Origin of the sequence: Runella sp. (assembly GCF_027484545.1) — a bacterium.
Taxonomy (GTDB): domain Bacteria; phylum Bacteroidota; class Bacteroidia; order Cytophagales; family Spirosomataceae; genus Runella.
The window spans coordinates 1-14533 of record NZ_JAIXST010000090.1 but is presented as its reverse complement, the minus strand read 5'-3'; the positions used below and the strand labels follow the sequence as shown (position 1 = coordinate 14533).

Genomic DNA, 14533 nt, shown 5'->3' with positions numbered 1-14533 from the left:
CTCATGTAAAGAGGTCAAGGCCACAAATTTGGCTGGTTTGAGTCGTATTTTATCGTAATCCATAAGGAGGATAATGTTTCGCGAGTTATTATAAAATAATTTTGTCAATATTCACTATTAGGTAATGCTATTTTTTTCTTCCTCTCAATTTATGACTTCGTCCCAAACGCCTCTCTCAACTCCTCCCTATCATCAAAATGATGCTTTACACCTTTGATTTCCTGATAGGTTTCGTGGCCTTTGCCGGCTACTAAGATGATGTCGTGCGGCTTGGCCAGGGATACCGCAAAACGAATGGCTTCTTGGCGGTCTTCGATTACCTTCATTTTTTTATAATCTACGGGCGAGATTCCGACCTGCATTTGCTCCAAGATGGCATTAGGGTCTTCGTTGCGCGGGTTATCGGAAGTGAGAATCACTTTATTGCTCATTTCTCCCGCAATCCGTGCCATTTCCGGGCGTTTGGTGGCATCGCGGTTGCCGCCGCAACCTACTACGGTAATCACCTGTTGGTCGCCTTCACGAAGTTCATTGATGGTCTCCAATACATTTTGAAGGGCATCGGGCGTGTGGGCATAATCTACAATGCCTACTACCGAATCCGCGCTCATTACCTGCTCAAAGCGGCCGGGAGGAGGCGTAATTTCTGAAAGAGCCAGCAGTACCTGCTCTACATCTTCGCCCAACAGCAAAGCCGCTCCATAAACTCCTAATAAATTGTAAGCGTTGAACTTACCAATCAACTTAAACCAAACCTCTTTTCCATCCATTTCCATCTGAAGTCCAAACAGGCTGTCAGCCAAGAGTTTGCCTTTAAAAGTGGCAATGGTTTGGAGGGAATAGGTTTCTTTACGAGCTGCCGTATTTTGCACCATTACTCCGCCGCGACGGTCGTCGATATTGATAAGCGCAAAAGCATGTTTGGGCAATTGGTCAAAGAACCCTTTCTTGGCTTTGATGTAATTGTCAAATGTTTTGTGAAAGTCGAGGTGGTCGTGGGTGATATTGGTAAAAATACCTCCCGAAAATACCAACCCCGCAATACGCTCCTGCGCTACGGCGTGAGAGCTTACTTCCATAAAACAATGCGAACATCCGCGCCGTACCATTTCAGTCAGTAATTCATTGATTTTAACTGAATCGGGCGTAGTATGCGTGGAAGGAATAATGTCATCGTCAATTTGGTTTTGAACTGTGGAAAGCAACCCAACGCGGTAACCCAATTGACGAAACAGTTTGAATAAAAGCGTTACGGTTGAAGTTTTGCCGTTGGTGCCGGTAACTCCCACTAATTTGAGTTTTGAAGAGGGATTGTGGTAAAAGTTAGCTGCAATCAACCCCATGGCACGAGCCGAATCGGCTACGTGAATGTACGTGATTCCATCGGCCAAATCAGTGGGAAGGTCTTCGCATAAAATGGCCGCCGCACCCATTTCAATGACTTTGGGAATAAACTGATGCCCATCCACTTGGGTGCCTTTTTGGGCTACAAACAACGACCCGGCCGCAACGCGACGAGAGTCGAATTCGATGCTATTTATTTCAATATCGACAGTCCCAATCACTGAAACAATCGGAACACCTGTTAATAATTGTTGAAGCGTCTTTGACATTTTAAACTCGGTCTTTGGTTAAAAAAACGAGAATTTGAGAAATCCTCAGGGCTGGTTTCTCAAATCCAACATCACTCACTTATCTCCTGACTATTGAATTCTTACTCCTCACTACTGTCATTTCACTTCTCCTGCTGAATATTCTTTAATTCCAACTTACTTTCTTTGCGCTCAAAGGCCAGCATTTTATCCAGCAACTCCTCAATATTGTCGGCAACAATCAGCAAATCACGGTTTTCGGGTTTCAGAAATCCTTCTTCTACCATTACTTCGATGTGTGCCAAAAGGTGATTATAAAAACCATTGTAGTTGAGAACACCTACCGGACCGTGAAAAATCTTTAACTGCGACCAAGATAAAATCTCAAACATTTCGTCGAGTGTGCCGTAGCCCCCGGGTAAATTGATAACACCATCCGAGAGGGATACCATTTTGGCTTTGCGCTCATGCATGGTTTCCACAAAATGAATTTCGGTCAAGGTTTGGTGGGCTACTTCCAATTCGGCCAAAAAATTCGGGATGATACCGGTTACCCGGGCTCCGCCTGCCAATGTACCATCGGCTACGGCGCGCATAAGTCCCAGATTCCCGCCGCCATAGACTAAGTTGATGCCATGCTTGGCCATCGCCAAACCTACTTCGGTCGCCAATTCGAGATACTCAGGACGCTTGCCCGCATTGGAGCCACAATACACTACAATTGATTTCATGTTGGGAAAAATAAGCTTTTGGGCGCAAATATCGGTAACGAATTTGACCAATGCTAACACTCATCATTTGTATACCCAATTGAAAAACCTATTTTTGCTTTAAACCGTTATAGGGTAGTAAAAACCAATGAATAACCCGTAGCCAAAAACAGATTCAAGTACTGCAATGAAAGAGATTAAAGCAATCATCAACGCTTACGACCACATTAATTCTGAAACCAATAAAGCAGCAATCGCCACCGTGGTACGGGTGGAAGGGTCGTCGTATCGCCGTACAGGAGCGCGTATGCTCGTCACAGACGACGGCGTATGGGTAGGCGGTATCAGCGGTGGATGTCTCGAAGGCGATGCACTCCGACGGGCTCGCCTCGCCATGGCCAAATCAGAAGCAAGTTTAGTGACGTACGATACAAGTGAAGATGACCAATATCAAATTGGGGTAGGGTTGGGGTGCAACGGAGTTATTGATGTCTTGCTCACTCCGCTCGAAATCGGAAACCCCATGAATCCCGTCGAACTTTTGAAAAGCTGCATGGCCGAACGTCGTCAAACGCATATTTTGCTCACGGTCATGCGTTTGGAAGATGAACTCAACGGACTGAAAGCGGGGCAGATGCTGCGCTATACGGGAGAAGAAAGTTTAGTGATATTTGGAACGCTCCAATTGGAGTTGGAAGAAGCTATTCAACAATTAGTATATAAAGGAAGATCGGCTCCCAAAACGTTTGAACTGCCCGACGGGGGCGAAATGGAATTATTTATCGAAATTCTTCCTCCCGAAGTGCACCTTGTTTTGATGGGACATCAATACGACGTGTTGCCTCTGGCACGTTTGGTGAAGGAGATTGGCTGGCGGGCTACGGTAGTTGCCAATCCGCAGAAAGTGATGCAAAAACTTTTTGCCGTTGCCGATGCACTGGTTGCTCCTGCCGATTTCGATACCATTTTAATTGACAGGCACACGGCCATCATTTTGATGTCGCACGATTTCAAAACCGATAAATACAATTTGCCCAAAGTGCTGAAAACCGGCTCTTCTTATATCGGTATGCTGGGACCGCGGGTGCGTTCCGAAAAAGTATTCAATGAACTTGCTCAGGAAGGAATTGAGATTTCCGATAATGACATGGAGCGAATCTATGCACCCGTAGGTTTGGACATTGGCGCTGTTTCGCCCGAAGAAATTGCCCTGTCGATTGTGGCTGAAATTCGTGCTGTGTTCTCTGACCGTGATGGGGTCGCTTTACGCCTGCGTACCACTCCTATTCACGAAAGGGATTGATAGTTCGTGAATAGGAGTGTGCAACATACATTATCAGACGAGGAGCAAACTGTCGAATAATTCGGAAGTTGCCGATTCGTCTTCTACGTGGTCATCTTTCATGCCTGCATCTTTGATCAGATTGGCGGCTTTCAATTTATTGTATTGCAATACACAGCGGCGCAATTGTTCGGCCAAAATCACGCCCCACGCTCCTTTGTAGAAATATTTTTTGGTACGTCCGTTGGGATTAAAATCTTCGGTGTATGAAATGTCGTAAACGTAGTGGAAAGGGATGACTTTTAACAGCTTAGACCTTCTGCGGCGTACCATGATAGAAGCATACACCTCTGTTTTCGGGCGTGTTTTGATACCGAAACAGATACCAAACGTACGTAAATCGTGCTCGTCAAACGCCTTTACCAAATCCAGTTTAAGTTGTAACGCATCTTCAGAATCATCTTCTACCTGCCAGTTGAGTTCATTGGCAGCGTGGCGTACGTTGATGTTGTATTTAAATAAAAGATTGCTCCAATCGTTACGGGACTCCTCTCCAATACCCTTAATGATGATTGATTTCCAAGGGGTTAAACAAACCTCCTCTATTTTGTTTTGCTCGCACAACTCGCAGATTTCAAGCAGGAAATCAATCGAAAACAATTCATTTCTTCGATAAATACCCAGCCAGGTTTTGTTGCCATACCGATTGAATCCTTCGTAATAAGGCAGCGAAAAAGCAGGTGGAGTGAAAGGTGTTTCGTCTGAAATGAAATTTTTGGAAGAAATCTTAGTGAACACGTCATTGATACCCACCTGTTCCTGATTATCGGACTTCAAAATTAGCTTTTCAATAACCTGACATACACTCGGAATTTCGGCAGAGGGTATCAATTTTTGAAAAGGATATACTTTGTTGGTTTTAGGCAAACGAATGTATAAATGCCAGAAATCAGGAATTTCTGATGAAACAAAGTTTAAGTGTCCGGAAAACAGCGGCGAAAAACTCTGTTGTGCGTCCGAAAGATTGACTTTAAGTTGAGGTTCTTCCGTAAAGCCGTCGAAAATAGATTTATAAATACCTTCCGTAAGCCAATTTCCCGTTTGAAAAACGTCTTCCGCTACGTACGAACTCACAATATTAGGCTTGGTATTAGTGTCAGATTCAAAGCTGAAATTCAGACTTTGGGCTTTTTGCTGAAACCCCTTTGCGTAGTTGCGCGGCAAGTCAAAAATCATTTGCTGTCGAAGTCCAAAACGGACTTTATACACCTGAAACTCGTTGGCCGTCTCTAAAATAGTTTTTAATTGAGCAGGCGAGGCAATACCTCCTTTGAAGTTGATACGAATCGTATAAAAATCTCTCATGAAAGGAATTTGTTCTGAATAATAAATTGGTAGAGTTGGCCGCAAAGTTATATAAAATGTATTCTTGCACCTCACAATTATTGGGAGCCGGCTTTTCTCAAAAACAGAATAGTTGCCAAAAATACAGCTATGTTTATCGTACCTTTGTGCGGTATAAAACAGAACGACACTACCTGTATGGAACTGACCCCTGTTACGGAAGCCACCCGCATCATTTTAGAAAATACCATAGATTACGGAACTGAGTACGTGCCTTTTGATTCGGCAAATCGCCGGGTTTTAGCAGAGCCTTTAGTAGCTGATCGTGATTTTCCTCCTTTCGACCGCGTTACAATGGATGGTATCGCTATTCAATGGCAAAGTTATGTGAACGGTCAACGCTCTTTTCGAATTGAAAGCACACAAACCGCGGGCGAAACCCAACAAACCCTTACCGATTCAAATGCCTGCATTGAGGTAATGACGGGAACCTCTTTACCAGTCAATACTAATTTGGTAATTCGATACGAGGATCTCGAAATTAAAGAAGGGGTTGCTCATCTAAAAACTACCGTAAATGAAGGCCAAAATATCCATTATCGAGGAGAAGACCGAATGGTGGGGAAGATCATCATTGAACCGAATACACCCTTGGGACCACCCGAGATTGCCATTGCTGCCAGTATTGGTGCTACCCGAATTGGGGTAAAAAAACTCCCGACGGTGGTTATTATTACTTCAGGTGATGAATTGGTTTCTGTTGAGCAAACTCCTTTGTCCCACCAAATTCGCAGTTCAAACGTGCATTGCATTGCAACTCTGCTGAAAGAATACCAAATCAACGTTGATTTTATTCATATTCCTGACGATTTAAGTACTACTCAGCAAACCATTCAAATAGCCCTGACTCAGTACGATGTGCTGATTTTGTGCGGAGGAGTATCCCAGGGGAAAAAAGACTTCATTCCCAAGGCTTTGCAGGCGGAAGGTGTTGAGAAATATTTTCACAAATTAAGCCAACAGCCCGGGAAACCGTTTTGGTTTGGGCGAAAAGGAAATAATGTGGTCTTTGCACTGCCCGGCAATCCGGTTTCGTCTTTTATGTGTGCTCGTCGGTATTTTATTCCCTGGCTGCGCAAATCATTAGGTTTGTCTCCCATGGACACTATGTACGCTGCGCTCAGTGAAGATTATACCTATACCTCTCCCCTTACTTATTTTTTGCAGGTACAACTTTTTCAGGAAGGAGCTACATTAATGGCTCGTCCGATAACAGGGCACGGTTCAGGGGATTTTGCCAATTTGGTGAATACCCAAGGGTTTTTGGAGTTGCCAAAAGAGAAGAATGAGTTTCACAGAGGGGAGATTTTTCCCCTCTGGCGGTACGATTTTGGGTCATAATTACCGCTTGATAAATAAATTGAAAAAAAGCAGGCTAAAATTTTGCAGGCCAAAAATCTTTGTTTACAATTGTAAACAATTACTTCTCGTGGCCATAGAAAGGTATGGCTAGGCTTGGGGAAAAAAATGTAAAAAATTTTCGTATAAATTTTTAGTGAAACCAAGTTCGTCTTAGATGACTGTAACCTGTTAAGGGCAAATTCGTTAACAATTTCTTAACGTTACTCAACGATTAGATTTTTCAAATTTATTACGTGCTTCCGACCAAGGCTCTATTATGGTCGGACGTAAAAGGTTTGTATTTTCGCAAAACTAAATTTTTAAATCGTAATTGCTTTAGGTGAGCAATTCACTCACTTGCAAGATTTTTTTATTAATTTCCCCAAAATCAAAGAGTATAAAAGATACAAGAACCCTATAAATTATAATTACCCTATGTACGTTATTAAGCGCGATGGCCGCCGCGAGTCGGTCAAATTCGATAAAATCACCTCTCGAATTGAAAAGTTGTGTTATGCTTTGGAAGCTGCTTACATCCAACCCATAGAAGTAGCAAAAAAAGTAGTGGCAGGCATCTATGATGGTGTTACTACGGCAGAATTGGACGTATTGGCTGCTGAAACTGCTGCTTCTATGACTACGAAGCATCCTGATTATGCTATCTTGGCTGCACGGATTGCTATTTCCAATCTGCACAAAAACACGCTGAAGTCATTTTCGGCGACCATGAAGCAGCTTTTTACGTACACAGACCCCAAAACGGGCGAAAATGCGTCTTTGATTTCTAAAGAAGCGTACGATATTATTCGTAAACACGCCGCCCTGCTTGATTCTACCATCATTTATGATCGTGATTATGGGTATGACTACTTCGGTTATAAAACCCTTGAAAAATCGTATTTGCTCAAAACCCACGGCAAAATAGCAGAGCGCCCTCAGCACATGCTGATGCGCGTAGCCGTAGGGATTCATTTAGAAGATATTGATTCGGTCATCGAAACTTACAATCTGCTTTCAGAACGTTGGTTTACCCACGCTACTCCTACGCTTTTCAACGCAGGTACGCCTAAGCCGCAAATGTCAAGCTGCTTCCTGTTGACAATGAAAGACGACAGTATTGCAGGGATTTATGATACCCTTAAGCAGTGCTCTCTCATTTCGCAATCGGCGGGAGGTATCGGTTTGAGCATTCATAATATCCGCGCTACGGGGAGCTATATCAAAGGTACGAATGGTACTTCCAACGGTATTGTACCGATGTTGCGCGTATTCAACGACACCGCCCGTTATGTAGATCAGGGAGGTGGAAAACGTAAAGGTTCATTTGCCATTTATTTGGAACCTTGGCACGCTGATATTTTTGATTTTCTGGATTTGAAGAAAAACCACGGTAAAGAAGAACTTCGTGCCCGCGATTTGTTCTACGCCATGTGGATTCCTGACTTGTTCATGAAGCGCGTGGAAGCCAACGATACGTGGTCGCTGCTGTGCCCTCACGAGTGCCCCGGATTGGCAGATACGTACGGCGATGAGTTTGAGGCATTGTACGAAAAATACGAACGTGAAGGCAAGGTACGTAAAACCATCAAGGCGCAGGATTTGTGGTTTGCGATTATGGAGTCTCAAATTGAGACAGGTACGCCTTACATGCTTTACAAAGACCACGCCAACCGTAAGTCTAACCAAAAGAACTTAGGCACCATCAAGTCGTCGAACCTGTGTACTGAAATCATGGAGTACACGTCTCCGGAAGAAGTCGCGGTTTGTAATTTGGCGTCACTGTCATTACCTAAATTTGTAGAGCAGGGAAGTGACGGCTTCTTGCATTTCAACCACCAAAAATTGTTCGAAATCACCAAGGTGGTTACGAAAAACCTTAACAAAATCATTGACCTCAATTATTACCCAGTTCCCGAAGCAGAACTCAGCAACAAACGCCACCGTCCTATCGGTATCGGTATCCAAGGATTGGCCGATGCGTTTTTGATGATGCGTATGCCGTTTGAATCGGATGAAGCTCGCCGCCTCAACGAAGATATTCACGAGACTATCTATCACGGTGCGATGATTGCTTCGATGGAATTGGCGAAAAAAGAAGGTCCGTATGAAACTTGGAAAGGGTCGCCCATTTCACAAGGGATTTTCCAATTTGATATGTGGAACGTTACGCCGAAGAGCGGTCGCTGGAATTGGGAACAATTGCGCAAAGAAGTCGTGAGATACGGTGTGCGTAACTCGCTTCTTTTGGCTCCGATGCCAACGGCTTCTACGAGCCAAATTTTGGGTAATAACGAGTGTTTTGAGCCATTTACCTCCAATTTATATGTTCGTCGGGTATTGTCAGGAGAGTTTGTAGTTGTTAACAAATACTTGCTCAAAGACCTTGTAAAAGAAGGGTTGTGGAATGATACTATGAAAAACGAGTTGATGAAACATAACGGCTCGGTACAAAAAATCAGTGAAGTTCCATCACACCTCAAAGAACTTTACAAAACCGCTTGGGAAATAAAGCAGAAAACCATCGTAGATATGGCTGCTGAACGAGGGGCTTATATTTGCCAATCGCAATCGTTGAATATTTTCATGGAAAACGCCAACTACGGCAAACTGACTTCCATGCACTTCTACGCTTGGAAAAAAGGCTTGAAGACAGGTATGTACTATCTGCGTACGCAGGCAGCAGTGGATGCGGTTAAATTTACAGTAGAGAAAAATGCCGAGGCTGTTCTTGAGCCTGTTACGAGCAGTGTAGCTGAGAAGGACTTGAACTACGAAAAATATGCGAAAGACCATGCTCCGCAGGTAACTGCAAAAGAGGCACAAGCAGAAACGCAGTATCCGATTGATACTCCTCAGGATAAGTAAAAATATATAAAATCCCCTTAATGGTGGATTTATGGGGAAGATAGGGCAGGCCAAACGTTGGTCTGCCCTTCTTTTTTTCAATGGAACAAAAAAACTCCCCAATCGCGCAACTGGCAATTGGGGAGCTAAAGATTGAACTATTCAATTATTATTCAGGATAGCCCGGATTCTGTGGTTTCAGATTCGGGTTGTTCAGCATCTCCTGTTTTCCAAGCGGCAATAACAAATGTTTTGATTGCAAGGCTTGGTTAGAACTCAAGTTTACGTGCCCCACAAAGTTGTCAAATCCTTTGGTTTTTTCGTTGAACACTTTACGGAGACGAACCATGTCAAACCAAGTAATTTGCTCATAACACAGCTCATACCAACGCTCTCTCCACACGGCTTCGCGGAAAGTAGTCTGGGTGTAGGTGCCAAGTGCAGGCGTAGTGAGTTGGGCTCTGTCTCTGATACGTTTGAAGGCATCGTAAGCAGCCTGCGTAGGTGCGCCCAATTCATTTTGTGCTTCGGCAAACGTAAGCAATACCTCTGCATAACGAATCTGCGGTACATTGAGGTTGTTTGCGCGCGAGCCAGGCACCCCAGCAGTACCGTTTGCAACTCGGTTAAAGTGTTTGAAAATATAAGGCGCGCCCAACTCAAACCTTGCGCCGTTTCCATTGGTAAAATAGGTGGTATAAAAATAACCATCTTGGTCTTTGGTGCGCAAATCGCCTGGCTCGTATGAATTATAAAAGGCCAAGGTAGGTACCGTACTTCCTGTTCCACCTGGGCCATTGAAAGTTACCGGCTTAAAGTTAGGAAACATATTGCCCATGGGATTTTGCTCAACAACGGCATTGTATTGCAACATAAAAAGGTGTTCCACACGGTTTTTGTTGCTTTCTCTGCGCGTGTCTTCGTAAGTAGGAAATAAGTTGATTGTTCCGGGATTAGCATTGGCATAAGTAATCACTTCCAAGGCTTTATCGGCCGCCAACTTATAATGCGACGCACCTTTGTTGAGGGGGAAACCTGCCATGGTCAAATATACCCTTGCAAGCTGTGCTTTGGTAGCCGCCAAATTGACACGACCGCTCAAATCCATCCATGCCAAACCCGCAGCTTCGGCTGCAAGTAAGTCATCTACAATCAGTTTATAAACCTCCTCTTGCGAGGAACGCTTAGGGGAAAAATCTTCCGAAGAAGCCGTTTGTGGATTGGTAATCAGTGGAATATCGCCCCACAAACGCACTGCCGTAAAGTAAGCCGATGCACGTAGGAACCTTGCTTCTCCCAGAATTTTTTTCTTCTGGGCTTCGGGCATTGGGGTAATGGGCGGCACTTTGGCAATTACCTGATTGGCTTGTGCAATGATTTTGTACAAACCATTCCAATAATTGACTACGTGTACAGTATTGCCATCGTGCACTAAGCCATATAAGTTGTTCAAGTCTGAATTTTGGGCAGTTTCGGTGGTAGATGTACCCGTCATTGCTTCCAGCAATTGCCAGTTAGAAGAGAATATACCTGCTCCTCCACCCATAAAACGCAAATCAGCATATACAGAAGCAAGTGCAGCTTCGGCGTGGTCGGGTATGGTGTAAAAGCTTTCGGGTGTTAGGTTAGAAGGCGCTTGCTCCGCCAAAAACTCAGTACAGCCTGTGTGCCCCAGCAAAAGGGAGGCTACCAAAGCTGTTTTTCCTATATTTTTAAGTAGTTGCATTTTCTAATTGATTTAGATGTAAAACAGTGATGAATTAAAGACCCACCTGTAATCCGATCATGTAAGTTGTGGGTTTGGGATAGTTGTGCCAAATCATACCTTGCGAGAAAGCACTGTTGCCGCCTCCTTGGTTGGTTGGCGTAACTTCAGGGTCACCTACAATCTTATCTTTCACCGCGAGGAAGAAGTTTTGGGCTGAAGCATATACTCTGAGGCGACTCATTTTGAGTTTGCTGGTTACGTTGCTTGGGAAAGTATAACCCAATAAAAGGTTTCTGCCACGCAAGAAAGACCCATCTTTTATCCATTGCGTGTCCACGTTGGTTACGTAGCCTGCACGGGTATCCCGTATTTCGGCAATCATTGTATTCTGATTTTGCGGAGTCCAAGCGTTGAGTACAGATGTGTAGCTGTTGGCCAAGTTTTGACGGTCTTCGCTGGGGTGTAGGTTCATCATCATTACGTCGTTGCCATACGAAAACTGCATCTCAAAAGTCAAGTCAAAATTGTTGTAGCGAAGCGTGTTGGTCATGGCTCCCCAAGCTTTGGGGCTACCGTTGCCAATGATACTGCGGTCGGCGTCGGTGATGGCTCTGTCTCCATTGACATCGAGGTACTTAATATCACCAGGGAGCATGGTCAAGCCATTGCGATAGCTGGTAAATTTCGCAGCCTGCTCACGCTCTGCTTCGCTCCATATACCCACGCGAGTTAATCCCCAGAAAGAACCAACGGGTTCGCCAATTCTAATTATGTTGGTTGGGTTGGTGAAGTTGGGGCCTCCTACGTTGAAAATATCAGAGGGTGTAGCCAATGAAAGTACCTTGTTGCGATTGAATGAAATGTTGAAGTTGGTATTCCATTGGAAACCGCCACGGTCTATATTGATGGTATTCAAGGCCAATTCAACTCCTTTGTTATACATTGAGCCTACGTTTCTACGGATGGTACCGTAACCACTGGTGGTGGGCACGGGTGCATCCAAAAGCATATCGGTAGTGAGGCGATAGTAATAGTCGGCTTCAAGCGTTATTCTTCCTCCAAACAAGCCTAACTCAATACCCGCATCGGTTTGGGCAGTTTTTTCCCAGCGCAAATCGGGGTTGGCCAAACGAGATAAACCTGTACCAGCTACTCGCCCATCGTTATATACAGTGGCGTAGTTTGAACTCAACAACGAAAGCGAAGAATAAGGGGGAATTTCAGAGTTTCCGGTCAAGCCATAGCTTGTTCTGATTTTGAGGTTAGAAATAATCGAGTTGCCTTTCAAGAAATCTTCTTCCGAAACCCGCCAAGCCAATGCACCCGATGGGAAGAAAGCGTATTTGTGGTTGTCCCCAAATTTAGATGAACCATCGGCGCGGCCCGTGAGGGTTACTAAGTATTTGTTGGACAATGTATAATTAACACGGCCAAAGTAAGAGTTAAAAGCAAATCGTGAAGCCCCTGAACTAACGGAAGGATTGGTAGCACCTGCACCCAAGTTGTTGAAATTAAAATAGTCAGTGGCAAAGTTGTTTACACTGGCGCCGATACCAAACGTATTGGTTTCCTGCCACGAAAGTCCCAACAAGGCATTGATAGAGTGCTTATCACCGATTTGCTTGTTGTAGGTCAAGTAGTTTTCCAACGACCAAAAAGTCTCTTTGTTGTTGTTGGTAGAGGCGTTTCCGTTACCACCGATATTAAGGGTTCGGGTTTGCGATTGATTGATTTCCTGGGTTTGTACATTCACCCCCAATACCGTACGCATCTCCAAACCTTTGACGATGTTGAGGTTGGAATATAAGCTTCCCAAGGTTGTTTGGTTGTTTACGATGTACTTACGACCTTCCAAACGGTGCACAGAACTGAAAGTACCTTCGGCAAGTGGATAATCGCGGTTGTTGGCATAAGTACCATCTTCGTATCTTACTGGCAAAAACGGAAAGTCTTCAACAATCTGACGCGCTACGGCATCGTTGATGTCCACGATATTTTCTGATTGGTTGTTATAAGAAAGTGTACCACCTATTTTCAACCATTTTTTCACTTGGTCATCAATTGTAAAACGGGTAGAATACCGCTTCATGTAAGATTGTTTCAACAAACCTTGGTCATCACGGTAGCCCAACGAAAGGTTGTACTGTGTCCGCTCATTGCCCCCACTAAAACCCAATTGATGGTTTTGCGATAGCTTGTTTTGGGTCGTTTCTTTAAACCAATCGGTATCAAACTTATTGGTACCATCTGCGTTCCATACGCGCGGGTCTACTCTGCGTAACTTTGGATTGAGGTTCGCAAACTTACCTTGTGCCCATCCGACAGGGTCGTATTTGGCCATGTTGGCCCAAGCCAAGTCTTCTACGGCCATGTATTCTTTGGCGTTCAGTACTTGTGGTCTGTTGGGACCCATGGTGTTTACGCTAAAATCAGCATTGTACGTTACACTACCTTCGCCCGCTTTTCCTTTTTTGGTGGTTACAAGGATAACCCCATTGGCTCCCCTTGCTCCGTATATGGCCGTAGAAGAGGCATCTTTCAGTACTTCTACCGACACGATGTCGTTAGGGTTGATGTAATCAATGGCCGAAGTAAATTGCGTTTGGGTTCCTTGTGGCATCATTACGCCATCTACTACATACAACGGGTTGTTGGAAGAGTTGATAGAGCTGAATCCACGTACCCGAATGGTGGTTCTACCGCCAGGGCGGCCAGAGTTAGTATTGACCTGTACCCCAGCCATTCTACCAGATAGTTGTTGCGCAAGCGAGGGCGCCGGGCGCTCCATCAGTTGGTCGGCTTTGACGGTGCCGACGGCACCCGTTAGATCGGATTTTCTAAGGGTACCGTACCCAATGACTACGATTTCTTCCAGCACTTTGCTGTCGGCTCTCAGCGTAAGGTTGAGTGTAGTTTGATTGCCAATCACAATTTCCTGAGGCATATAGCCTACGTAGGAAAAAATGAGCGTGGCTTTGTCAGGTACTTCGATGCGGTATTGACCGTTTCCATCGGTAACGGTACCTCTTTGCGTACCTTTCAAAACAATACTGACACCGGGTAAAGGAGAATTGGTTTCATCCACAATTTTACCCGAAATCGTTTTGTCAACCGCTTTTTCTTCTAACTGAAGAGGGGCAGGTTTTCCGAGATTATCTCGGTCGGGGGTGGCATACGTAATGCCGGAGCAGCAAAAAGCCAAAATGACTTGGGGTACCGACAGTCTAATCACCTTAGACCACAGCTTGCGCGGGTGTAGCATTTGCGACATAGAAATTTGCCTTTTTAGGGGCTGTTTAGCTTTTAGATAAAAAATAAGACAAAACTCAGAAATGGATTGTGTTATGAATCAAAAAATGGTTTGCTGCAAAGGTAATAAGCAGATGGCAGTTACTCAACATTTAATAAATAAAATAGTTATTTTTGGTTTATTATTTGAATTTATCTAATATAATGAATTTTGTCTTTCTATCAGTTACTTAGGCAATAAGTATTATCTTATTTTTCTCTTATTACTACGAAAGCTTCCACTATTTGTTGCTGTAATATTTAGTGTTCTTGATGCTGCTTTTGCTAAGTTGAGAGCCTCTGCCCTCAAAGTTGATAAGGCATAATTGCCTTTTTCTGACCATGCAATGGGTTTATTTTTTTG

8 protein-coding genes are annotated in these 14533 nt (G+C 44.2%); 3 read left to right on the top strand and 5 right to left on the bottom strand.

Translation table 11 applies throughout. The features are described from left to right. Positions 1-149: 149 nt before the first annotated feature. Together Q0081_RS08465 and Q0081_RS08460 are read right to left on the bottom strand one after the other, a co-directional pair. Positions 150-1613 carry a UDP-N-acetylmuramoyl-L-alanyl-D-glutamate--2,6-diaminopimelate ligase gene (locus Q0081_RS08465; protein ID WP_298351424.1) on the bottom strand — a complete coding sequence of 488 codons (1464 nt, stop codon included), beginning with the start codon at positions 1611-1613 and terminating at the stop codon, positions 150-152. A 122-nt stretch (positions 1614-1735) separates the two neighbouring features. After that, positions 1736-2323, bottom strand: coding sequence for a TIGR00730 family Rossman fold protein (locus tag Q0081_RS08460; protein ID WP_298351422.1), 588 nt, complete (start codon positions 2321-2323; stop codon positions 1736-1738). A gap of 166 nt (positions 2324-2489) precedes the next feature. Between Q0081_RS08460 and Q0081_RS08455 the strand changes: the two genes are divergently transcribed. Next, positions 2490-3605 carry an XdhC family protein gene (locus tag Q0081_RS08455; protein WP_298351419.1) on the top strand — a complete coding sequence of 372 codons (1116 nt, stop codon included), beginning with the start codon at positions 2490-2492 and terminating at the stop codon, positions 3603-3605. Between the two features lie 33 nt (positions 3606-3638). Here the strand turns inward: Q0081_RS08455 and Q0081_RS08450 are convergent, their stop codons facing one another. Beyond that, entirely contained in the window at positions 3639-4949 is a 1311-nt protein-coding gene (locus Q0081_RS08450; RefSeq protein ID WP_298351417.1) for a rubredoxin, read from the bottom strand. 129 nt (positions 4950-5078) lie between these two features. On the opposite strand from Q0081_RS08450, the gene Q0081_RS08445 reads away from it, so the two are divergent. Together Q0081_RS08445 and Q0081_RS08440 are read left to right on the top strand one after the other, a co-directional pair. After that, positions 5079-6329, top strand: coding sequence for a molybdopterin molybdotransferase MoeA (locus Q0081_RS08445; RefSeq protein ID WP_298351416.1), 1251 nt, complete (start codon positions 5079-5081; stop codon positions 6327-6329). A 435-nt stretch (positions 6330-6764) separates the two neighbouring features. Then, the gene (locus Q0081_RS08440) at positions 6765-9194 is read left to right on the top strand and encodes a ribonucleoside-diphosphate reductase subunit alpha (RefSeq protein ID WP_298351414.1); all 2430 of its coding nucleotides are present in this window, start codon (positions 6765-6767) and stop codon (positions 9192-9194) included. Positions 9195-9342: 148 nt separating this feature from the next. Here Q0081_RS08440 and Q0081_RS08435 read toward each other — a convergent pair whose 3' ends face one another. Further along, on the bottom strand, positions 9343-10899 hold the full coding sequence (locus Q0081_RS08435) for a RagB/SusD family nutrient uptake outer membrane protein (RefSeq protein ID WP_298351412.1): 1557 nt from the start codon (positions 10897-10899) through the stop codon (positions 9343-9345). Positions 10900-10933: 34 nt separating this feature from the next. After that, the gene (locus tag Q0081_RS08430; protein ID WP_298351409.1) at positions 10934-14152 is read right to left on the bottom strand and encodes a TonB-dependent receptor; all 3219 of its coding nucleotides are present in this window, start codon (positions 14150-14152) and stop codon (positions 10934-10936) included. Between the last annotated feature and the right edge of the window lie 381 nt (positions 14153-14533).